The organism is Saccharopolyspora sp., from assembly GCF_017434145.1.
GTDB lineage: Bacteria > Actinomycetota > Actinomycetes > Mycobacteriales > Pseudonocardiaceae > Saccharopolyspora_C > Saccharopolyspora_C galaxeae.
Map to the genome: position 1 here is coordinate 1 of NZ_JAFRFW010001021.1, position 21,536 is coordinate 21,536.

The following is a 21,536-nucleotide window of genomic DNA, read 5'->3' on the forward strand; positions in this document are numbered from 1 at the left end:
CAGCGCGGGCTCGCCCGCCGCTGATCCGGTCGAGCCGAACGAGGCGCCGGGAGCGCGAACAAGTCCGAAGTGGACGGTCTAGGGCAAGCCGGTTTCACCTACGTGCGAAACACCTTGTGCCCGTTTCATCACCGGCCGAGTCATCAACGTCAACGGCGGCGCCGGAACGACTCGTTGAAAGCCGCTCGGCAGCCGGGATGTCATCGGGTGCGCGCAGGCGACGAAGTACGCGATCGGCCGAATCGCTCCGACGGCGTCACGGCTTGCGCCCGACCGCCCCGTACATCGCGATGTCCGCGTCCGGAACCGCTTCGTAGGTGTCGCTGTCCGGCTTCCACTTGTGCATCTGCACGATGCCGGGTTCGACCAGTTCCAGGCCTTGCAGGAAACGTGCGGACTGCTCGCGGTCGCGCCAGCGCAGCGTCTCGCCGTGATCGTGGTAGGTCTGGCGCACCTTGGCCAGCATCTCCGGGGCGAAGTCGTCGGTGGCGATCGTGGCGGCCACGTAACTCCCGGACGGCAGCGCATCGATGATCCGCCGGGTGACCGCAAGCGCTTCGTCGTCATCCTCGATGAAGTGCACGACGGCGATGAGCATCAGCCCGATCGGCTTGTCCGGGTCGAGCGTGTCGCGCAGCTCGGGCGCGGACAGGATCGCTTCCGGATCGCGCAGGTCCGCGTTCAGGTAGGCGGTGCGACCGCGCTCGTTGCTGGTCAGCAGCGCGCGGGCGTGCGCGAGCACGATGGGATCGTTGTCGGTGTAGACGACACGGGCCTCTGGGCGCACCTCCTGCACGACCTCGTGCAAGTTCGGCGAGGTGGGGATGCCGGTGCCGATGTCCAGGAACTGGTCCACACCGCACTCGGTTACCAAGTAGCGGGCGGCCCGGTGCAGGAACTCCCGGTTGGCCCGCATGTGCACCGGCAACGCGGGCCAGACCTGCACGGTGGCGTCCGCAGCGGCTCTGTCGACGGCGTAGTTGTCCTTGCCGCCGAGTATGTAGTCGTAGATCCGCGCACCGTGCGCCCGGTCCGTCCGGAGGTCCGCGGCAGGCCGCGGAATCCCATCGCTCATCGTGCTCTCCCCGATCAAAGCACTCGTGCAACCAACTTGATCAGCATCGCACAGCGCACCCCGGACCTACGAACGACCAACCCCGGTGACCACAGTGGACAGAACGCCCGGATCGGTCAGGAGGAATCCGCGGGATGGCCCGCCACCACGTTCGCGAAGGGTTTCCCTGTCGCAGCACCGCGTGCGTCCTCGCAGCAGCGGCCCGCAGACTGCCGCGGAACGTGCGCCGCCGACGGCGATCATGCCTGCACAGCGGCGTTTTGTGGATTCGCGAGGCGGTTTCGTCGTCGATCCTCGCGCAATCGAGTCGATGTAATCTCGATCACGGGACCGAGCGGTTGGCCGGTCTCGACCCGCCATTCGAGTCGACACGATCGGGAGCAACCGATGTCCACCTACGAATCCGGCTCACCGCTGAACCGGCGGTCCCTGCTGCTGGGTACCGCGGGCACCGTGGGACTGGCGACCGTGCTGCCCGCCGTCGCATCGGCCAAGGGCGCCGCGCCGAACCAGGAATACCCGCCGAACTGGCCGGAAAAGAAACCCTACGGCACCGCGGACACCCGGAAGGACCTGTGGCCGAGGGACGACAACTCGCGCATTCTCGATCTCGAGCTGCGCCCTCGGGACGAGGAGCTCGGCAGGATCTGGATCCGGGACACCTACGTCAACTGCTTCACGGTCGACGGGAAGGCGCTCTACGTCGCCACGGGCACCACCCGCGCCGGTGATCTCGACGCGGCATCGCCGTGGAACGACGGCATCTTCGTGTGGGTCGCCGACTCCTTGGACGGCCCGTGGAAGCTGGTGGACACGACCGGTATCCGGCCCGATGCGGACAAGGGCAAGGTGTGGTCACCGGAGTTCGTCGGCGAGAACGAGCCCGGACGCACCGTCGTCGCCCCGTGGCAGGAGTACTGGCACGACGAGGAATACGGCAAGCGCGGCAACGTTTGGGCGCCGGAGCTGCACTACTTCCGCGGCACCTGGTACCTCGTCGCGTGCATGGGCGATCACTCCAGGAAGGTCGGGTCGTTCATGCTCAAGAGCGAGGGCGGCGTGCAGGGCCCGTACCGGGTCGTCGAGGGAAACCTCGAAAAGCCGTTCGGCGACCTGGCCCCCGACGGGCCGGATTTCGTCGACCCGGAGATCTACCACCACATCGACGGCGGGCTCTACACCGAAGACGGCAAAGCGTGGCTCGTGCTGCACAACGACCTGTACGCGGAATTCCGGGACGACATGGAGGACATCGTCCCGAAAACGAACCTCCCGGAGTTCGAGCAGACGCGGTACGCACCGGAGCCGTATCTCGAAGGCGCGTTCGTGCTCAAATACGAAGAGACGTACTACATGATGCACGCCGCCTGGAATCGGACGTCGACCGAACCCGACGGCAGCAAGCGCTACGCCTACAACACGCCCGAGAACGACGGCGAGCAATACCAGTACGACGCGATCATCGCCGTCTCGGACCCGTTCGAAGGTCCGTACTCGAAGCGCTGGACCGCCGGTGTCGGCGCCGGCCACAACAACCTCTTCGCCGACGCCGACGGCCGACTGTGGGCGACGTTCTTCCGCAACCCGGTCGCCGGCTACTGGGCCGACCCGTCACGGGTCGAGGACGCCGCCGTGCCCGGCGTGGTCCGAATGGAGTGGACCGGCCCGGGTCGCGACCGGATCTACGTCCAACGCCGGAAGTGAGGGTGCCTGGCATGACGGCGCTTCGTGGCGGGACCACCGACCGTACGATCACGCTGACCCGGATGATCACGGCAGCCGGGCGAACAGCGCCTGAACAGCGCTGCTGTGGACACGCAGTTCCTGTTGCGGTCGAGTTCACTCGCACCGGACATCAAGTTCGATCCGGCCGGTCGTTCCGGTCGATCTCGGATTCCGCGGCGATCCGGTGGAACGCCTCGACCAACGGCAGCTCCCGCTCCGCCGCGCTCGCGATGGAAAGCCGGACCGGCGGAGCGCCTTCGATCGGGATGTAGCGCACCTGCGGGTGCGGGTGGTGCAGCTTGGCCGAAACCGGAACGACCCCCACCCCTTGCCCGGCGGCCACGGCTTCGAGCCATTCGTCGAAGTTGCCGCACCGCACCGCCACCGCGGGGCCATGTCCCGGCCACAAATCCGGATTGGTCGTACCGCTCACCGTGTTCATCACCAGTGGATGCGCGGCCAATTCGGCCCATCGGACCGCGGGTTCCTCCGCGAGCGGGTGCGACAGCGCCACCACCGCGACCCGGGTTTCGTGCGTCAACGTGGTCGTGCGCAACCCGAGGTCGTCGACCTCGCCCCGGATCACCGCGACATCGACCCCGCCGTGATCGAGGCCAGCGGTGCGATCATCGATGCGAACCAGCTGGACCTGGGCGCTGGTCTCGGCTTCGAAGCGCTGGGTGACCTGCTGTGCCCAGCCGCTCGGGAGCACCCACGCGAACCCGAGGCGCAGCACGGCGCCTTCCATCGTGTGCTGAAGGACACTGTCCAGACTGGGCAGCACCCGGCGCAAACCGCCGTGCAACCGTTGCCCGGCCGGTGTGAGGTGCACGTTCCGCGTAGTGCGATCCACCAGATGCACCCCGAGGGCATCCTCCAGTTTCCGGATCATTCTCGTCAGCGTCGGCTGCGTCACCTCCAACCGGCCTGCCGCGCGGGTGAAGTGCAGGTCTTTGCAGAGCTCTTCGAAAGCCCGCAGCTGCTGCAGGTCGACGTCGTCCATACCGCCAGAGCATAGAGCATTACCGGAACGCATTTGTCTCGTTTAACCTAGCCGCCTAGTCTGCGGCCGCGAGCTCACCGAATGAGGAGTCGACATTGTCACGTGCTGAGTTTCCGCTACCGCGGATTCCGGTGATACTCGGACCAATGGCAGGAGGCGCGGGAACGCCCGCGCTGGCCGCGGCGGTCTCCAATGCGGGCGGACTGGGATTCCTCGCCGCGGGCTACAAGAATGCCGCGAAGCTCGGCGAACAGATCGACCAGTTGCGCCAACTCACCTCGGCCGACTTCGGGGTGAACCTTTTCGTTCCGGAAATCGACGAGCCTGATCCAGCCGGCGTGCGCGCCTATCGGGAACGGATTTCCACCACAGCGCACGAACTGGGCGCCGAACCGGGTGATCCGTTGTGGACCGATGACGACTGGGAGGCCAAGGTCGCGCTGCTGCTCGCCGACCCGGTGCCGGTGGTGAGCTTCACCTTCGGCTGCCCGCCCGCCGACGTCGTGTCCAGCTTGCACGACGTCGGCAGCGCCGTGGTGGGCACGGTCACCGGCGTCGCCGAGGCCGAGCAAGCGCAAGCCGCCGGAGTCGACGCGCTGTGCGTGCAGGGCAGCGAGGCGGGCGGGCACCAAGCATCGTTCAACGACGCCGAGGAGCGCACGACGCCGCTGGTGGACCTGCTCACCGCCGTGCGGGGGCGGAGTTCGTTGCCGCTGATCGGTGCCGGCGGCGTGATGAACGCCGAGCACGTCCGGGCGGTCCTCGACGCCGGTGCCGTGGCCGCGCAGCTGGGCACCGCGTTCCTGCGCGCGGCGGAGTCCGGCGCGAACCCCGGGCACAAAGACGCTTTGGTCGATCCCCGCTACAGCGAAACCGCGGTGACCCGCGCGTTCAGCGGCCGGCGCGCCCGCGGCCTGGTCAACTCGTTCATGCGGGAGCACGACGCCCAGGCACCCGTCAACTACCCGCGTGTGCACTACCTGACCGCACCCCTGCGCGCCGCGGCGGGCAAGGCCGGGGACATCGACCGATTGAACCTGTGGGCGGGGACCCGCCACGAGCTGGCCGAAGCCCGTCCCGCCGGGGAAATCGTGGCCGCGGTCGCGGACCGACTCGCCACGCGGTCCGACCGAGGGCAGTGACCTGGCGATGACCGACAAACTGGGGGCCCGGATTTCCGAGGGAGCGGTGACGCCGTCCCCGCAGGGCTTGATCACCGCGGGTGCGCTGGCGTTGGCGGCCGTGATGGGGATCGGACGCTTCCTCTACACACCGGTGATGCCCGAGATGCAGCGCGCCGCCGGGTTGTCCGCACACGTGGCCGGCTCGCTGGCGACCGCGAACTACCTCGGCTACCTGGTCGGGGCGCTGGTCACGGTGTTCCTCGACGTCGCCAAGCTGCGCCGGCCGCTGCTGGTGGCGGGGCTGATCGGCAGCGCCGGATTGACCGCGAGCATGGCCGCCACGACTTCCGCGGCGCCGTGGCTGTTCATGCGCTTCGGCAGCGGGGTGGCGAGCGCGCTGGTGTTCGTGGCCGCCACTGATTTCGTGCTCGACTCGGTGCAGCCCGGACGACGCTACGCGGTCGGCTGGTTCTACGGCGGCGTCGGCACCGGGATCGCCCTGTCCGGACTGATCACGCCGCCGTCCGTGGATTTCGCCGGCTGGCGCGGCCCGTGGCTGGCCGGCGCGGTGCTGATCGCGCTCGTGATCCCGTTCGTGCTGCTGAAAAGCCCCGGTGGCGCCCGCCATCGACACGCGGCCGAAGCGGCACCGGCCGGGCCGGATCCGATGCGGCTGCCGTTCGCGCTGCTCGTCATCGCCTACCTGTTGGAAGGCGCCGGTTACATCATCACCGGGACCTACCTGGTGACCATCGTGGGCGAATTCGGCCCGGCTTGGCTGAGCGCGTCCGCGTGGGTGCTGGTCGGTCTCGCCGCCATCCCCTCCTGCCCGTTGTGGGCGTGGGCCGCGCAGCGCTTCGGGCAGACGTCGACGCTGCTGGGCTCCCTGCTGCTGCAAGCTGTGGGGCTCGCGTTGCCCGCCTGGAATCCGCATCCGGTGTCGGTGGTGATCTCCTCGCTGATCTTCGGCGGCACCTTCATGGCCATCGTCACGCTGATCATGCCCTTGGGCAGGCAGTGGGCCGGGCGTAGCGCCGCGGCCAGCGCACCTGTCCTGATCACCAGCTACGGACTCGGTCAGGTGCTCGGGCCGCCTGCCGCGGAGGCCATGTCGACGGGTGGTTCGCTCCTGCCCGCGCTATGGCTCGCGGGCGGGCTGGTGCTGGCGGCTGCGCTGATCGTGCTGCTGGCCGCTTCGCTGACCAGGAGGAGGCCGTCGCCCGGCTGACCGGGCCGCTCCTGCTACCGGCTGTTTCACGCCGCCATTCGGCACCTCCCCCGAAGATGTCGCTGACTCGGTCCGTCACGCCGTGCTCGCACCACCGCACGTATCCGTCAACGAAGTGCTGATCCGGCCGACGGACCACGTCTGAGGTCCGGCGACCGTTCCGCAGCACGCGCCGATTCCCGGTCGGGCTCGCACGAACGCCGCCGGCCCCGACGGGGCAAGAACATGCCGCGGCCCAGCAGGGTAATCCCGGGCGCACGGCCTCATTCCGGAGTTACCGTGCCCGAGGTCGCATCCACGGTGATGACCTGACCCGTCTCGATTTCCGCGGTGGCGTTCCGGACGCAGATCACCGCCGGAATCCCGTACTCGCGGGCGACCGTAGGACCGTGCGCCATGGGCGAGCCGGTTTCGGTGACGAGCCCGGCCGCGGTCATGAACAGCGGAGTCCAGCCGGGATCGGTCGTGCTGGCCACCAGGATCTCGCCGGGTTCGAGCCGCGCGTCGGCCGGATCGCGAACGACGCGCGCACGCCCGGTCACCTTGCCCGGGGAGGCGCCCAGACCGGTCATCGCGCCATCGGCGACGGCCTCGGGCGCGCCCGTCGCCTCCAGGTCCGTGCCGTCGGAAAGCACCGCGATCGGGACCGCGCGTCGGCGCATTTCCCTGGTGTGACGGGACTTTCGTTCAACGGCGAGGTCCCGCTGGTCGGTTCCGCGCACCGCCGCTCGGATCTCGTCGAGGTCCAGGAACATCACGTCGCCGGCTTGCTCCAAGCGTCCCTGCCCGCTGAGATCCTCGCCGACGCGCAACAGCTGCGTGCGCATCGAGCTCAGCGAGTACAGCCAGGCGAACTTGCCCAGTTCGCGCAGGCCGGTGAGCCGGCGGGCGCGGCGCATGCAGAACCGGGCGAGGCGGGCACGGATCGGGCGCTTGCGACGGGCGCGCTCGTGGAGCTCGTCGATCATGGCCTCCGCGCGTTCCGCGGCTTGGGCGAACCGGCGGTCCGGAGCCTGCTCGGGATCGGTGATCCGCAGGTATCCGGCGATGGTCGACAAGATCTGCGTCGGATCCTCCGACCAGCGAGGCACCCCGATGTCGACTTCCGACGCAGCGCGGTGGCCGTAGCGGGACAGGAAGTCGTCCAGCCCGATGTCGGGGAGTTCGCCTGCCTGATAGCGGGTGGCGAGCTCCGCGGGCGGTGTGAACCGCAGCAGTTCCCGCTCCGGCTCGTCGAGGTCGGCGGCCAGCCGCCACAACGCGAGGTCCATTTCGGTGGTGACGTTGTGCGGCAACCCGCCCAGGACGGTGTCCAGCTCGGCGTCCGTGGCGATGCCCTTGAGCAGCGCGTTCGGGATCCGGCTGACGACGATTCCGATGAACAGCGGCCAGATCACCTCGGACGCCGTCATGAAGTCCCGCTGCACCTGCTCGGCGAAACGCAGCCGCTCGGCGGTGCTCGCGGATTCCGGTGCCACGGCCCGGCGCTTGAGCTTCTCGGTGGTCCGGAAAGCGCGTTCGCGCGCGGCGGCGGGGAAGGCGAGAATCCGGATGAACTCGAACTTCGCCTTCGGCAGCACCCGCAGCCCCTTCTTGAGCAGCGGCGCAACGGGGAAGGGCAGACCACCGGTGGTCGGCGCGAAACGCGGATCTTTCAGCAGCCGCCGCACGATCTCGACGTTGCGCGGCCCGTAGACCTCCATCATCCGCGGCAGTCGCGACCGGATTCGCTTGTTGCGCAACAGGTCCGAGAAGTCCATGAACAACCGATCGCCGACCGGGACGATCCCCATGGCATCGCCGAACGCACCGCCCGAGAGCCCGGCGGAGTCCATCCACAGCTTCGCGCCACGGGTCAGCGCCGACATCCCCGCCGGGGTGAAGGGCCGCAGCATTCCCTGCATGTGGCCCATCTCGAAGTAGACCCGCAAGTCATCGGTTTCCGGCGGCAGCGGGAAATGTGTTGTGATGGCACGGGATTGCAGCAGCCACAGCCCGCCGTCCCGGGCGATGGCCCACTCGATGTCCTGCGGGCAGCCGAAGCTCTCCTGCACCGCGGCCCCGGCTTCGCGCAGCAGCTCCAGCTGATCGCGGTCCAGGCAACCGTCCGCCCGCGGCGGGGTTCCGTCGAGGACGTAGTGATCGGCGATGGCGGACCCGTCGACGACCGCCTCACCCGATCCGGAAACCGCGTCCACGACCATGTCCGTCCGCGTCCCGGTGAGCGGGTTCGCGGTGAACAACACCCCGCCGGCCTTCGCATCGACCATCCGCTGCACGACCACGGCCATGTGCACGTCGGGGCCGACACCGTTGGCCTCGCGGTAGGCGACCGCCCGATCCGAGTGCAACGAATCCCAGCAGCGGCGGATCGCGTTGAGCAGCTCACTGGCACCGCTGACGTCGAGAAAGCTCTCCTGCTGCCCCGCGAAACTGGCATCGGGCAGGTCCTCGGCGGTGGCGCTGGAACGCACCGCCACCCGTCCGCCGCCGATTCGAGCGTAGGCGTCGAGGACTTCTCCTTCCGGGATCTCACCGGTCACATGCGCTCGCGTGGTCAAGCAGAACCCTTGCGGCACCCGGAAGCCGGCCTTGATCAACTCACCCAGGCCGGCGGCTTTCCCACCGACCAGTCCGAGCATGCTCGCGTCGATCTGCGCGAGTTCGATCACTTGGGAATCATTGCCGGTCGCCATCGCGCGGCTCCCGTCTCGTACGGCGATCACGTCTCAACACGCCGACCAGACTTCCCGGCACACCACGGCAAAGCCGATGGCCAGATGCTACTCCCGGAACCGCTCCGGTCAATATCGATCCGCCCAGAGCCCGCCGCCCGGTGCATGGTGGCGCGCGCCACCTTTATTGACCGCTCAGTCCAGATCGGGCAGAGTTATGGACGCAATGGTCCATAACTGAGGGAGGTGGGCGGCGTGGCCGTCCTGACCGGCAAGACCGCGGTGATCACCGGCGGCAGCAGCGGCATCGGGCTCGAGATCGCACGGGCGTTCCGCGACGAGGGCGCGAAGGTGTTCATCACCGGCCGCCGCAAGGAAACGCTCGACAAGGCGATCGCCGAGCTCGGCGCGAACGTGACCGCCGTCGTCTGCGACTCCGCCGTGCCCGCCGATCTCGACGCGCTCTACGAAACCGTCCGCGAGCAGGCCGGGCACCTCGACGTCGTGGTCGCCAACGCCGGTATCGGCATCGAGACCGCATTCGGCGAGGTCACCGAGGATCAGGTCGACGCCCAGTTCGCCACCAACGTGAAGGGAACGATCTTCACCGTCCAAAAGGCATTGCCGCTGCTCCGCCCAGGGGCATCCATCATCTTGACCGGATCGAGCGCCGCGACACGCCCGCCGCACGGTCTCGAGATCTACGCCGCGACGAAGGCTGCGGTGCGCAACCTGGCCCGCGGCTGGGCGCACAGCTCGCGCCGGTACGGCTTCCGGGTCAACGTGCTCTCGCCGGGCACGGTCCCCACTCCGGGCCTGCTCGATCTCCTCCCCGCGGAAGCTCGGGAACAGACCAAGGAAATGACCCCGCTGGGGCGGCTCGGCGCACCCGAGGAGATCGCCGCGGCCGCCACCTTCCTGGCCTCGGACGCCTCGAGCTACGTCAACGGCTCCGAGCTCGCCGTCGATGGCGGCGTCGCGCAGATCTGATGCCCGCCACCCACCCTGCGGGCGACTTGGCGCCGTGAGGTGGCTCCTCGGTGCACTACAGCAGTCGCCCCAGGGCGGACTCGGCCACAGCGGAGAGCGCGTCGACTCCCATGCCTGTCCGCCCGAGCGCGACCACTCCGAGCTGGGCGGCAAGAACCGCATGGGCGATCTGGCCGGGATCCGCATCGGGATCCACGTCGCCTTCGCGCTGGGCTCGCTCGACCGCCTCCGTCAGGACCTTGGCGGTCGCGTCGTAGCTGCGCCGGGCCTCGGCCGCAACATCCGGCATGCTCGCCGCCAGCTCGGCTGTGGTGTTGGCCAACAGGCACCCGCGCCGGGCGGATTCCGAGTCACAGCTCGGACCTCGCACGAACTCGCGCACCAGGTCGATGCCCCGCGGCACGGACGCCAGCCGCTCGTGCAGCATTCGGTCGTTCGCGTCGTTGTATTCGCGCAGCACCCGCAGGAACAAGTTGTGCTTGTCGCCAAAAGCTCCGTACAGGCTGCCCTTGCCGAGTCCGCTGGCGCGCATCAGATCGTCCACCGACGTCGCCGCGTAGCCCTTGTCCCAGAACACCTGGCGGATCGCAGCGACGACGCAGTCCTCGTCGAATTCCCGGGGGCGTGGCACGCCGCGATGATACGGGTTCTTGACCAAACAGGCCAGAAACCTGGGCGCCCCTCGGCACGACCTTGGCTGCAGCGCTCGTCGGTGAACAGGGGGAACGCTGAGCTGCACCACGTGCATGAGCGTGGCGAGCTGGGCGCGGGACGCGCGGCTATCGGACGGCCGCCGAACCCGATGCCGCAAGCGCCGGAAAGTCGAGCCGGATGGTCCGTCGCTGACGAGCATCACTCGGGAGGAACGCCGGGAACACAACGTCGTCGGACTGGCACAGCTGGTCGCACCCGGCTACCCGGGCAATCGGTCGCCGGGTTCCACGGCTGCCACGGCCTGCTGCTGATGCGAACCGGGGTCGCCGACCGGTGGCGCCCGCGTTCTCCGCAGAAAGATCACTCGGCCGCGTGAAAGTTCGACGCAGGCATTTGAGCCCGACGACAGTCAAGATCCATGGCGGTTGAGGCACCAGACGAGAAATTGACACGCCTGGTTGCACAAAAAGAGTAGCGCTGGGCACAGCGCGTGATCCACAAGCCTTTTCGGGAGCACCCGAATTCAGCGCATCGGCTAAATGTCGTTCATATGGCGCAACGCACTCGTCGATCGGCCGGACGGCAGCCAGATGAGTCAATTTCCTCGTTTCCCGAACAACGTGCCCCCATTCGCGTGTAATACACATCTCAGCGAATTTCACCCACTAGAGTAGCGTGATCCGAAGTCGTTGCATCGGACCCCGCCCCCAAGTAGGCTCAATTCAAATTTCAATCACCCCTGTCGCTAATCAGTTTCGTATCGGAACCCGAGGTGAAATCGGCTTGATACGCGCGAAACCAGAGGACGTGCATGTACGTACGGAGCATTGAGGAAATCATCGATACCGAGCGGGATGTGGACTGGGGAAACGGTAAGAGCTACCGCCTGCTACTTGAGTCCGACGGCATGGGATACACGGTTTGCCACACGGTGGTCAAAGCCAACACCAGTTCAAAAATTCGCTACCGGAATCACCTGGAAGCCTGCTACTGCATCGCCGGCGAAGGCGAGGTCGAGGACCTCAACGGAAACCGATATCCACTTTCTCCTGGCGTCTTATACGTCCTGAACGATCACGATGAGCATTACCTGCGCGGCGGCGACAACAAGGATCTAGTGCTGGTCAGTGTATTTAATCCGCCCCTCAAGGGGCCGGAAAAGCACGACCTGAGCCGCCCTGATTCAAGCTATTAAGACATACCGGCACAGCTCGTCCGCGCAACCCACGAGTACCTACTCAACGAAACGAAGAGGTTCCTGGAAAGAACATGAATACACAGATTGCGCACAACGGCGTCGACCTTTCCGGGGTCAACGTTTTCGTCGGAGGACCCATCCAGCACGCCATTCAGGGCGACGGCTTCCACGCATCACTTCGTGAAACCATTTCACGTGTCATCGACGCCGTGCAGGATTCGAATGGAACCGTTTTCTCGGCGCACTTGGCGGAGAAATTCGGCGACGATACTTCCCTGTTCACACCGGAACAGGTGTCAGTGCGTGATTTCGGCTGGATGGGACAGTGCGATGTCTTCATTCCAGTCCTCCCCACCGGGCAAGAGGAAGAACTGCTGCGCACTGACGGAACGCACGTCGAGCTCGGTTGGGCATCGGCGTTGCGGAAGCCGATTGTTCTAGTCACGCCGCTGCCGATCAATCCGACGGCCAGCCACTTGCTGCGCGGGCTGCCCAGAGTGGGCAACGTGACGATGCTGGATCTCGCAGCAGTGGTCGAGCGGCCGGAGTCACTGTTGGACGTGGTGGGCTCGGTTACCGTGCGGCCGCAGGTGATCGCACCGGCGGTGACCGGGGACGCAGCGGGAGCGGCGCTCCGATGAGTGAGCCCGCTAATCGATCTGCGGTCGAAGTCCTGGGGCTTACCCTGTCCTCGCCATTGGTCGTTGGTTCGGGTCTGCTGACCGATCAGGAACGCAATACCCGTCGACTGCTCGCCAAGGGCGCGGGAGCGGTGGTGACCAAGACCATCCACCCGGCCCCGGGCGTCCTGGCCAACGAGCGGTTGCTGCGCATTCCCACCGGGATGCTGAACAGCACGACATACTCGCGGCGCGCGGTCGACGAGTGGTGCGGGATCATCAACCGCTTCGCCGAGCAAGCCCTACCCGTCATCGTCTCGATCCACGCTCGAAGCCCTGGAGAACTCGGTGCACTGGCAGAGCAGGTCGTCAATGCCGGAGCTCAGGCCCTTGAGCTGGGAATCGCGTGCATGAACGAGGACGAGACGTTCGAGGACACTCCTGACCGCGTGTACCAGTACACGGCACAAGTGCGCGCACGCGTGTCGGTGAAGATCAGCGCCAAATTGGCGATCGGTGGCGATACTCGAGGACGCGCCGAGGCGGCGATCTTCGCAGGAGCCGACGCGATCACGTTGAGCGACACGATTCCTGGCCTCGCGGTCGAGACCGACAGCGGGCAAGTGCACCTCGGTGATGCCTACGGTTACTCGGGCCCCAGCCTCAAGCCGATGGTCCTTGCCGAAATCTTCGCGTTGCGCAACGCCGGATTTGACTCGCCGATTCTGGGGTCAGGTGGCGTGCAAACCTGTGATGACATCGTCGACTACCTCAGCGTGGGGGCCAATGTCGTTCAGGTGTACACGGCATTGCACAGGAACATGTACGACACGTTGGTCGACTTACACGAGGGATTGACCTCGTGGTTGGACAACCGTGGCACCACGCCCGCCGAACTGTTCGGACGAAGTCTCGACAGGGAGAACCATGCGCACGCGAAGTAGTACGCCGCGGAGCTTTACGGATGTCACCAGCGCGGAAGCGACGAGCACGGCAACAGAGGCGACTCTGGTGTGGGCGATCGGCGGGATCGAACAGCACGGTCCTCATCTTCCACTCTCGGTCGATTTCGACATCGCGGATGCCTTGGCGCGACAGGTCGCTGCCGAGTTGGACGGTTACACACTGCCGTCGCAGCCGATTTCGGTTCGGTCCCTGCCGCAAAGCGGTGGTGGGCTGGCTTTCCCCGGCACGGTGTTCGTCCACGGGACGTCGTTCGTGCACTACATCACCAACGCGCTGACCTCGCTGGCCGAACTGAGGCCTCGACGAGTCGTCGTCCTCAACGGTCACTACGAGAACGAAGTGTTCCTGTTCGAAGCGCTCGACATGTGTCGGTCGAGCGGGAAGCTCGACACGACCGCAGTGCTGGCGTTGAGCTGGTGGAGCGCGGTGCAGGGATCCTGGACCGCCGAGCACCTTCCAGATTTTCCCGGTTGGCATGCCGAACATGCAGGCCTCACCGAAACCAGCCTGATGATGTTCCTGCGCCCGCAGGCGGTTCGAGAGGACCGGCCGGAGCACGACGCACCGCCCCCGGCCGGCGTGTACGCGCATCCGGTTGATGTCGACCGGATTTCGCACAACGGTGCCCTATCGTCCACCGCCGGAGCGTCCGCGGAGATCGGCGAAGCGCTCTTCTGGCACGTCGTCGACAACATCTGCGAGCTGGTGCGATCTCCGCACCGGAAACCACGGCAGCGTTGACAGCGACCCACGGCGCGGACACGGGATCGACCATCGCAGGAGACGCGTTCATGACCTTTTCCGAGCAAGTCCCCACTGTATGTCTCTGCAATGCCGTCGACACGTTGCGCGGCATCGCCGATCGCGCCCACAGCGCGGAGGAAGCGAACCTCATCCTTTCCGAATCGTGCTACCAGCAAGACCAGGCTTTGTTCTGGGAACCGGGCAGGAAGCTCATCGTGACGGCTGAGCCCATAGCCGAACTCGCCTGGCAAACGGACTTCCTCGGGTTGGAGGGCATCTCGAACACGAGCCCACGTCACGCCTCCACTGCACTGTTCACCGACGTTGCCGAGGACCAGTGCATTGTGCGGGATCTCGTTTCACATGCAGGTTCCGGAGGCCGGCTCCGGCTGATACCGCACACCACGACGCCCGAGTTGTGGAAGCTGGTAGACATGCTGGAAACACAGCACGGTCTGCGCATCGAGCTTCCCGAAAGCACCGTGAACCAGGCATTACGCGACTACCTGGACACCAAAATCGGCTTGCGCGCTCTCGCCGAGGAGTGCGGCCTGCAGGACACCGCGTGCCGGGTGGCACGCGGTGCGGCGTGCACTACCCGGCAAGAGGCGGCTGAAGCCGTGGAAGGGTTTCAACGATCCGAAGCATCCTGCATCGTCAAGGCGGACCGAGGTGAGGCCAGTGTCGGCCTGCTCATCTTCCGGCCAGGTGACAGTACGACGACGGTGCGTCGCGAGTTGGAGCAGTGCGCGTTTTATGGTGACGACCCCATCGTGGTGGAGGAGTACATCGAGGGCGCCGGGGTGGTGTTTCCGTCGGTCGAATATGTCATCTCCGGCGACCCCGCGGTACCGCCACAACTCACACACATTTGCCTTATGCTGTTCGAGGGAGCCACCCAGCTGCGCGGGAATGTGACGACCGCGTCGCTCGGCGAGCACCCGTGGCACTCGAACTTGATCGCAGGTAGCGAGATCATCGCCCGTGAACTGCAACAGCGCGGCTACCGGGGACACTTCGGAATCGACGCGGTCGCCCGTCCGGACGGCACGGTCTTCCTCCTGGACCTCAACGCACGACGCACGGGATCCACACATGTCCACGACTTCGGCGTCGGCTTTTTCGGCGACGATTACCGCGACCGCGTGACGGTCGGAAACTACGACTTCTACGGGCTGCCGCACGACGTCCCGCTGAGCTCCGTCCTGAGCGGACTCGGTTCCCTCGCGGCTCCTCCCGGCGCAGGCGACGAAGGTGTCGTGCCCTGTGAGCTCACAGGGTTGCGCACCGGCAGGCTCAGCTGCTTGATTTTCGCTTCGACGCTGAGCAGGTTCGAAGCCGTGGTAGAGCAGGTTCGCGCCGCCGTCGCTACGATCAACGCTGAATACGATTCACGGTAGGAAATGACAGAACACACGCGCCGTTGGCTGATCCTCGGTGTCGTCGCCGGATGCTACTTTCCGGTGGCCGCTGATGCGACGATACTCAACCTGGCGATTCCGTCGCTGAACAACGCCTTGGGAACGAGCGCCCAGGACATCCTCTGGATCGCGAACATCTACCCATTATTGATGGTGGGACTGGTTCTTGTGACCGGCCCACTCGGTGACCGGATCGGGCATCAACGGCTGCTGCTCTGGGGGTTGGTGGTGTTCGCGGCCGCCTCCGCCGGATGCGCGTTCGCATCGACCCCTGCGGCACTCATCGCCGGGCGTGGAGCGCTCGCGGTCGGCGCCTCCGCCATCATCCCGGCCACCCTGTCGATCATCCGGCAAGTGTTCGTGAACGCCCGTGAACGCGCCTTTGCCATTGGTGTGTGGAGCGCCGTCGCTTCCGGGGGCGCCGCACTGGGGCCGCCACTCGGGGGGATCCTGCTCGAATACTTCTGGTGGGGCAGCGTCTTTTTGATCAATATTCCGATCGCGCTCGTCGCGTTGCTGGGGGTAGGTCGGTTGCTCGGCAATCACCCCGCCCCTCAGCCACCGAAGTGGGAGGCACTGTCACCGGCCTTGGGCGTGGCCGGGATCGTCTGCGTCGTCTACGCGATTCAGGCGGCCGGACATGCGGGCTCGTCCCTCGCCTCGATCGTGGTCCCCGCGACGATCGGAGTGGGTGTGCTCACCGTGTTCACCCGACGACAGCTCTGGATGGCCGACCCCATGCTGGATCTCCGGCTGTTCCAGGGAGCCACGTTCCGGTTCGGGGTCCTACTCGCGGTGGTCCCGGTCATGATCATGGTCGGTTTCGAACTGCTGCTCGCCCAAGAACTCCAGTTCGCCGTGGGGCTGACACCGCTGAGTGCCGCCATGGTCCTGCTGCCCATGCCGCTGGCGGCCTTCGTCGCCGGACCGAGCGGCGGTTATCTCGTCGCCCGCTTCGGGATGCGCCTGGTCGTGCCGGTCGCCCTGGGCACAGCGGCGCTCGGCTACTTCGGACTCTACGTCGGCTCCTCGCGAGTCGAATGGCTCGTCCCCTGCCTGCTCCTGATCGGCACCGGCCACGGAGCGGTCATGACCACCGCCTCAGACGCGATCATGACCAGTGCGCCCGCCGACCGCGCCGGCAACGCGGCCTCCGTCGAATCCGTGTCGTACGAACTCGGCGCCGGCCTAGGTATCGCCGTGCTGGGCAGCCTCATGGCCTGGCTGTACACCGCGCGCTTCCCCCAGCCGCTGGGCGGTCAGGTTCCCGAGTCGGCCTCGCATTCCATCGGCGAAGCCATGCGAGTGGCCGAGGACGCCACCGGCGGGACAGCAGAGCTGATCGTGACGGCAGCGCGAACCGCCTACACCGACGGCTTCCGGGTGGTGATGCTCGTCGCCGGCGTCGTGCTCGTCGCGCTCGCGTTGATCGCTTCCAGGTCCCCGCGGCCGCAGAGTTGAGACCACCGCGACCTCGGTGGCGATCAGGACGTTCGGCCCGTCGAGGACGGGCACTACGCCTCGGAGTTCTCGGACAGAGATCCAACAGGGCATCTGCGCCGAGGGAACGATGCAGCGTGTCAGCGGACAGAACGAGTTCGTGTTCGCCGGAATTTGTTCGTGAGCATCAGGCCCCGTTCGAACATCTCGCGAAAACCCGGCCGGAAGCTCGTTTCGCCGACCACACGGCGAATGTGGGCGCAGCTGGGCTCGAACCAGCGACCCCCTGCTTGTAAGGCAGGTGCTCTTCCGCTGAGCTATGCGCCCCGAACGGTGGCCGGCCCGCGTCCGGCCGTTCGGCCGGATCACCGTACCGGTCGGCCACCGCGCCGAGTCAGTCGGCCAGTTCGGCCAGGGCCTTCTTCCAGACGTTCTGGTCGCGGGCCTCGCCGGGCTGGTTGACCTCGGCGAAGCGGACCTTGCCCGCCGTGTCGATCAGGAACGTGCCGCGCAGCGCCATGCCCGCCTGCTCGTTGAACACGCCGTAGGACTTCGCCACCTCGCCGTGCGGCCAGAAGTCCGACAGCAGCGGGAAAGTGTAGCCCTGCTGCTCCGACCACGCCTTGAGTGCGAACGGGGTGTCCACGGACACGCCGATCACCTGCACCTGGTCGTTCTGGAACTCGGCCAGATCGTCCCGGACCTGGCACAGTTCGCCCTGGCACACCCCGCTGAAGGCGAACGGGTAGAACACCAGCAGCACGTTCTTGCCGCCCCGGAAACCGGACAGCGAGACCTGCTCCTTGTTGTAGTCCGGCAGCGTGAAGTCCGGAGCCTCGGCGCCGACCTCGACCGTCATGCGCGCACCCTTCTGTTCGGCCGTGAGCACGTACGCCGCCGAACCTACACCGGCCGGACGCACCGGGGCACCGGTGGCACAGCGGCCACCGGTGCCCCGGTTCGGATGTTGCGCCCGTCCTCAGCGCTTGGACTTGGCTTTTCGATAGCCGAGCCTGGTGCCCATCCAGGCGTCTCCCAGATTCGCGTTGGAGGTCTGGGCCAGGTTCGACGTGGACGCGGCCTCGGCGATGTCGCTGGGCTCGACGTAGCCTTCCCGGCCGGTCTTCGGCGTGAGCACCCAGATCACCCCCTCGTCGGCCAGGGGCGTCATGACGTCGAGGAGCGTGTCCGTCAGGTCGCCGTCACCGTCGCGCCACCACAGCAGCACGACGTCGACGACCTCGTCGGCGTCCTCATCGAGCAGTTCGCTCCCGCAACGTTCCTCGATGGAGGCACGAATGGCGTCATCGACGTCCTCGTCCCAACCGATCTCCTGAACGACCATCTCCGGCTCGATGTCGAGCCTTTCGGCGACGTCGACTTCGCTCTTGCCGGCGTCTCCCGCGGCCACCACGGCGTTCTCACTCCTCCAATGCAGGCGGTGCGATGCGAGCACCGCACCCGGTTTGGCAGATCTGGCCGATAGCGAACACTGCCGACCGCTTCCGGCGCAACTGCTGGGCGCACGACACGCCGGAGCGTGGCGTGAAAACTCGACTGTAGGCGCACCCGTCCAGGTCAGGCCAGCACGGTGCCGGGTCCGCCCGGTGACGGTGTGCGCACCGGCCACGAATATGGGGGACGATGGCGGTGGCGGGCACCACACGGCCCGCGAACGCACGCAAGTCGAGGAGCTTCCTTTGTCCGCGCAACGCAACGACGGCACCCCGCAACGGGTCCGGGTCATCCGCGACGGCCTCGCCTCGCACCTGCCGGACATCGATCCGGAGGAGACGCAGGAGTGGCTGGAGTCCTTCGACGCGATGCTCGGCGATTCCGGCCGGCAGCGCGCCCGCTACCTGATGCTCCGGCTGTTGCAGCGCGCCCGTGAGGGCGGTGTCGGTGTGCCGTCGCTGACCAGCACCGACTACATCAACTCGATCGCCACCGAGCAGGAACCGTGGTTCCCCGGCGACGAGGAGACCGAACGCCGCTACCGGGCGTGGATGCGCTGGAACGCGGCGGTCATGGTGCACCGCGCGCAGCGGCCCGGGATCGGGGTCGGCGGGCACATCTCGTCGTTCGCCTCCTCGGCCAGCCTCTACGAGGTCGGCTTCAACTGGTTCTTCCGCGGCAAGAACGACCCGGGCGGCGGCGACCACCTCTACATCCAGGGCCACGCCTCCCCCGGCATCTACGCGCGCGCCTACCTGGAAGGCCGGTTGACCGAGGACCGGCTGGACGGGTTCCGCCAGGAGTACTCGCACGCCGGTCCCGGCGGCGGGCTGCCGTCCTACCCGCATCCGCGGCTGATGCCGGACTTCTGGGAGTTCCCCACCGTTTCCATGGGCCTCGGCCCGATGAACGCGATCTTCCAGGCCCGGTTCAACCGCTACCTGCACGACCGCGGCATCAAGGACACCAGCAGGCAGCGGGTGTGGGCGTTCCTCGGCGACGGCGAGATGAACGAGCCGGAGTCCCGCGGGCTGCTGCACGTGGCGGCCAACGAAGGCCTGGACAACCTGACCTTCGTGGTCAACTGCAACCTGCAGCAGCTGGACGGGCCGGTGCGCGGCAACGGCAAGATCGTCCAGGAGCTGGAGTCGTTCGTCCGCGGCGCGGGCTGGAACGTCATCAAGGTGATCTGGGGCCGCGAGTGGGACCCGCTGCTGCACGCCGACCGGGACGGCGCGCTGGTGAACCTGATGAACACCACCCCGGACGGCGATTACCAGACCTACAAGGCCAACGACGGCGCTTTCGTGCGCGAGCACTTCTTCGGCCGCGACCCGCGGACCAAGGACATGGTCAAGGACCTCACCGACGACGAGGTGTGGGCGCTGCGCCGCGGCGGGCACGACTACCGCAAGGTCTACGCGGCGTACAAGGCCGCGACCGAGCACCACGGGCAGCCGACGGTCATCCTCGCCAAGACCATCAAGGGCTACGGCCTGGGTGCGCACTTCGAGGGCCGCAACGCCACGCACCAGATGAAGAAGATGACGCTGGACGACCTGAAGCTGTTCCGGGACAGCCTGCGCATCCCGATCTCCGACGAGCAGCTCGACGCCGATCCTTACCTGCCGCCGTACTACCACCCGGGCGAGGACGCCCCCGAGATCCAGTACCTGCGGGAACGCCGCAGCAAGCTCGGCGGTTACCTGCCGGAGCGGCGGGTGAAGTCGAAGGCGCTGGTGCTGCCGGGCGACCAGGTCTACGACGGGGTCCGCCGCGGCTCCGGCAAGCAGGAGGTCGCCACCACGATGGCCTTCGTCCGGCTGCTCAAGGACCTCGCCAAGGACTCCGAGGTGGGTCCGCGGATCGTGCCGATCATCCCGGACGAGGCGCGGACGTTCGGCATGGACTCGATGTTCCCGTCGCAGAAGATCTACAACCCGCTCGGGCAGTCCTACACGCCGGTGGACTACCGGCTGATGCTGGCCTACCGGGAAAGCGAGCAGGGGCAGATCCTGCACGAAGGCATCAACGAGGCCGGCTCCAGCGCTTCGTTCATCGCCGCGGGCACGTCCTACGCCACGCACGGCGAGCCGATGATCCCGATCTACATCTTCTACTCGATGTTCGGGTTCCAGCGCACCGGCGACAACCTGTGGGCCGCCGGGGATCAGATGGCCCGCGGGTTCATCCTCGGCGCCACGGCGGGACGCACCACGCTGACCGGTGAGGGCCTGCAGCACGCCGACGGGCATTCGATGCTGCTGGCCGCGACGAACCCGGCGGTGGTGGCCTACGACCCGGCGTACGCGTTCGAGGTCGCGCACATCGTCAAGGACGGGCTGCGGCGGATGTACGGCGAGGAGGCGGAGAACGTCTTCTACTACCTCACCGTTTACAACGACCCGTACCAGCAGCCCGCCGAGCCGGAGGGCGTCGACGTGGACGGCCTGCTGCAGGGCCTGTACCGGTACCGCCAGGGCGAGAGCGGGTCGAAGCCCGCCCAGATCCTCGCCTCCGGTGTGGCGCTGCCCGAGGCGGTGCGGGCGCAGCAGCTGCTGGCCGACGAGTGGGACGTGCGGGCCGACGTGTGGTCGGCGACCTCGTGGTCGGAGCTGCGGCGGGAAGCCGAGGACGTCGACCGGCACAACATGCTCAACCCGGAGGGCGAGCAGCGGGTGCCGTACGTGACGCGGGCGCTGCAGGACGCCGAAGGCCCGATCGTGGCGGTCAGCGACTGGATGCGGGCGGTGCCGGATCTGATCCGCTCGTGGGTGCCGGGCGAGCTGGTGAGCCTGGGCGCGGACGGGTTCGGGTTCTCCGACACCCGGCCAGCGGCGCGGCGGGTGTTCCTGGTCGACGCCGAGTCCACCGTGGTCGCCACGCTGTCCGCGCTGGCCCGGCGGGGCGAGGTCGAGCAGTCCACGGTCGCGGAGGCGGTGCGGAAGTACCGGCTGCACGACGCGCAGGCGGCCGGTCCGCAGACTTCGGATTCCGGGGACGCCTGACGGCCGTTCGCACGGGTGCTCGGCGCGAGCCCGCCCGAGCACTCACGGGCGTTTCGGAGTGAACGGACCTTCGCCCAGCATGGGCGCCGTTCACTCGGCTCGATTCGTCCGTGGCGTGTCGGCGCGGGCCATTGCGCAGCCGTGAGTGACCGGCCTGTTCGTCCGACCCGTTTGGATGAGCAGGCCGTTCACTCCGATCAACCTCGCTGG

The 21,536-nt window shown here is 67.1% G+C and carries 17 protein-coding genes and 1 tRNA gene; 11 read left to right on the forward strand and 7 right to left on the reverse strand.

Features of this window, described 5'->3' with window-relative positions; genetic code table 11:
• Positions 1 to 256: 256 nt before the first annotated feature.
• The gene (locus tag IJH84_RS27815) at positions 257 to 1,075 is read right to left on the reverse strand and encodes an SAM-dependent methyltransferase (protein WP_295150876.1); all 819 of its coding nucleotides are present in this window, start codon (positions 1,073 to 1,075) and stop codon (positions 257 to 259) included.
• Positions 1,076 to 1,462: 387 nt separating this feature from the next.
• Between IJH84_RS27815 and IJH84_RS27820 the strand changes: the two genes are divergently transcribed.
• The gene (locus IJH84_RS27820; RefSeq protein ID WP_295150878.1) at positions 1,463 to 2,779 is read left to right on the forward strand and encodes a family 43 glycosylhydrolase; all 1,317 of its coding nucleotides are present in this window, start codon (positions 1,463 to 1,465) and stop codon (positions 2,777 to 2,779) included.
• Positions 2,780 to 2,930: 151 nt separating this feature from the next.
• On the opposite strand, the gene IJH84_RS27825 is transcribed toward IJH84_RS27820, so the two are convergent.
• Entirely contained in the window at positions 2,931 to 3,803 is an 873-nt protein-coding gene (locus IJH84_RS27825; RefSeq protein ID WP_295150880.1) for a LysR family transcriptional regulator, read from the reverse strand.
• 131 nt (positions 3,804 to 3,934) lie between these two features.
• On the opposite strand from IJH84_RS27825, the gene IJH84_RS27830 reads away from it, so the two are divergent.
• Positions 3,935 to 4,945: a nitronate monooxygenase gene (locus tag IJH84_RS27830; RefSeq protein WP_367269111.1), complete on the forward strand. Its 1,011-nt coding sequence runs from the start codon at positions 3,935 to 3,937 to the stop codon at positions 4,943 to 4,945.
• Positions 4,946 to 4,952: 7 nt separating this feature from the next.
• On the forward strand, positions 4,953 to 6,155 hold the full coding sequence (locus IJH84_RS27835; protein WP_200071051.1) for a YbfB/YjiJ family MFS transporter: 1,203 nt from the start codon (positions 4,953 to 4,955) through the stop codon (positions 6,153 to 6,155).
• 263 nt (positions 6,156 to 6,418) lie between these two features.
• Here IJH84_RS27835 and IJH84_RS27840 read toward each other — a convergent pair whose 3' ends face one another.
• Positions 6,419 to 8,851 carry a PEP/pyruvate-binding domain-containing protein gene (locus tag IJH84_RS27840; protein WP_295150886.1) on the reverse strand — a complete coding sequence of 811 codons (2,433 nt, stop codon included), beginning with the start codon at positions 8,849 to 8,851 and terminating at the stop codon, positions 6,419 to 6,421.
• 234 nt (positions 8,852 to 9,085) lie between these two features.
• Between IJH84_RS27840 and IJH84_RS27845 the strand changes: the two genes are divergently transcribed.
• Positions 9,086 to 9,820, forward strand: coding sequence for an SDR family oxidoreductase (locus IJH84_RS27845; RefSeq protein ID WP_295150888.1), 735 nt, complete (start codon positions 9,086 to 9,088; stop codon positions 9,818 to 9,820).
• 55 nt (positions 9,821 to 9,875) lie between these two features.
• Here IJH84_RS27845 and IJH84_RS27850 read toward each other — a convergent pair whose 3' ends face one another.
• Positions 9,876 to 10,478, reverse strand: a complete 603-nt coding sequence (locus IJH84_RS27850) for a TetR/AcrR family transcriptional regulator (RefSeq protein WP_233627642.1) — start codon at positions 10,476 to 10,478, stop codon at positions 9,876 to 9,878.
• Between the two features lie 807 nt (positions 10,479 to 11,285).
• On the opposite strand from IJH84_RS27850, the gene IJH84_RS27855 reads away from it, so the two are divergent.
• The 6 genes from IJH84_RS27855 (at position 11,286) to IJH84_RS27880 (ending at position 16,884) form a co-directional block, all read left to right on the forward strand.
• Positions 11,286 to 11,669, forward strand: coding sequence for an ectoine synthase (locus IJH84_RS27855; RefSeq protein WP_295150891.1), 384 nt, complete (start codon positions 11,286 to 11,288; stop codon positions 11,667 to 11,669).
• Positions 11,670 to 11,743: 74 nt separating this feature from the next.
• The gene (locus IJH84_RS27860; protein WP_295150893.1) at positions 11,744 to 12,313 is read left to right on the forward strand and encodes a nucleoside 2-deoxyribosyltransferase; all 570 of its coding nucleotides are present in this window, start codon (positions 11,744 to 11,746) and stop codon (positions 12,311 to 12,313) included.
• Complete coding sequence (locus IJH84_RS27865) at positions 12,310 to 13,236, forward strand: hypothetical protein (RefSeq protein ID WP_295150895.1); 927 nt, start codon at positions 12,310 to 12,312, stop codon at positions 13,234 to 13,236. The genes IJH84_RS27860 and IJH84_RS27865 overlap by 4 nt, the downstream gene beginning before the upstream one ends.
• The gene (locus IJH84_RS27870) at positions 13,220 to 13,999 is read left to right on the forward strand and encodes a creatininase family protein (RefSeq protein ID WP_295150897.1); all 780 of its coding nucleotides are present in this window, start codon (positions 13,220 to 13,222) and stop codon (positions 13,997 to 13,999) included. Before IJH84_RS27865 ends, IJH84_RS27870 begins: the two co-directional genes overlap by 17 nt.
• Positions 14,000 to 14,049: 50 nt before the next feature.
• Positions 14,050 to 15,402 carry an ATP-grasp domain-containing protein gene (locus tag IJH84_RS27875; RefSeq protein WP_295150899.1) on the forward strand — a complete coding sequence of 451 codons (1,353 nt, stop codon included), beginning with the start codon at positions 14,050 to 14,052 and terminating at the stop codon, positions 15,400 to 15,402.
• Positions 15,403 to 15,405: 3 nt separating this feature from the next.
• Positions 15,406 to 16,884 carry an MFS transporter gene (locus IJH84_RS27880; protein WP_295150901.1) on the forward strand — a complete coding sequence of 493 codons (1,479 nt, stop codon included), beginning with the start codon at positions 15,406 to 15,408 and terminating at the stop codon, positions 16,882 to 16,884.
• Positions 16,885 to 17,118: 234 nt separating this feature from the next.
• Here the strand turns inward: IJH84_RS27880 and IJH84_RS27885 are convergent.
• The 3 genes from IJH84_RS27885 to IJH84_RS27895 form a co-directional block, all read right to left on the reverse strand.
• Positions 17,119 to 17,190, reverse strand: a tRNA-Val gene (locus tag IJH84_RS27885).
• 67 nt (positions 17,191 to 17,257) lie between these two features.
• Entirely contained in the window at positions 17,258 to 17,722 is a 465-nt protein-coding gene (locus tag IJH84_RS27890) for a peroxiredoxin (protein ID WP_200071039.1), read from the reverse strand.
• Positions 17,723 to 17,842: 120 nt separating this feature from the next.
• Positions 17,843 to 18,277, reverse strand: coding sequence for a DUF3052 domain-containing protein (locus IJH84_RS27895; RefSeq protein WP_200071038.1), 435 nt, complete (start codon positions 18,275 to 18,277; stop codon positions 17,843 to 17,845).
• Between the two features lie 286 nt (positions 18,278 to 18,563).
• Between IJH84_RS27895 and aceE the strand changes: the two genes are divergently transcribed.
• Positions 18,564 to 21,326, forward strand: coding sequence for a pyruvate dehydrogenase (acetyl-transferring), homodimeric type (gene aceE, locus IJH84_RS27900; protein ID WP_295150903.1), 2,763 nt, complete (start codon positions 18,564 to 18,566; stop codon positions 21,324 to 21,326).
• Positions 21,327 to 21,536: the final 210 nt, after the last annotated feature.

Excerpts from the sequence above, each read along its gene's own strand:
- IJH84_RS27815 (WP_295150876.1), bottom strand. The coding sequence starts at position 1,075 with ATGAGCGATGGGATTCCGCGGCCTGCCGCGGACCTCCGGACGGACCGG.
- IJH84_RS27820 (WP_295150878.1), top strand. The coding sequence starts at position 1,463 with ATGTCCACCTACGAATCCGGCTCACCGCTGAACCGGCGGTCCCTGCTG.
- IJH84_RS27825 (WP_295150880.1), bottom strand. The coding sequence starts at position 3,803 with ATGGACGACGTCGACCTGCAGCAGCTGCGGGCTTTCGAAGAGCTCTGC.
- IJH84_RS27835 (WP_200071051.1), top strand. The coding sequence starts at position 4,953 with ATGACCGACAAACTGGGGGCCCGGATTTCCGAGGGAGCGGTGACGCCG.
- IJH84_RS27840 (WP_295150886.1), bottom strand. The coding sequence starts at position 8,851 with ATGGCGACCGGCAATGATTCCCAAGTGATCGAACTCGCGCAGATCGAC.
- IJH84_RS27855 (WP_295150891.1), top strand. The coding sequence starts at position 11,286 with ATGTACGTACGGAGCATTGAGGAAATCATCGATACCGAGCGGGATGTG.
- IJH84_RS27860 (WP_295150893.1), top strand. The coding sequence starts at position 11,744 with ATGAATACACAGATTGCGCACAACGGCGTCGACCTTTCCGGGGTCAAC.
- IJH84_RS27865 (WP_295150895.1), top strand. The coding sequence starts at position 12,310 with ATGAGTGAGCCCGCTAATCGATCTGCGGTCGAAGTCCTGGGGCTTACC.
- IJH84_RS27870 (WP_295150897.1), top strand. The coding sequence starts at position 13,220 with ATGCGCACGCGAAGTAGTACGCCGCGGAGCTTTACGGATGTCACCAGC.
- IJH84_RS27875 (WP_295150899.1), top strand. The coding sequence starts at position 14,050 with ATGACCTTTTCCGAGCAAGTCCCCACTGTATGTCTCTGCAATGCCGTC.
- IJH84_RS27880 (WP_295150901.1), top strand. The coding sequence starts at position 15,406 with ATGACAGAACACACGCGCCGTTGGCTGATCCTCGGTGTCGTCGCCGGA.
- IJH84_RS27890 (WP_200071039.1), bottom strand. The coding sequence starts at position 17,722 with ATGACGGTCGAGGTCGGCGCCGAGGCTCCGGACTTCACGCTGCCGGAC.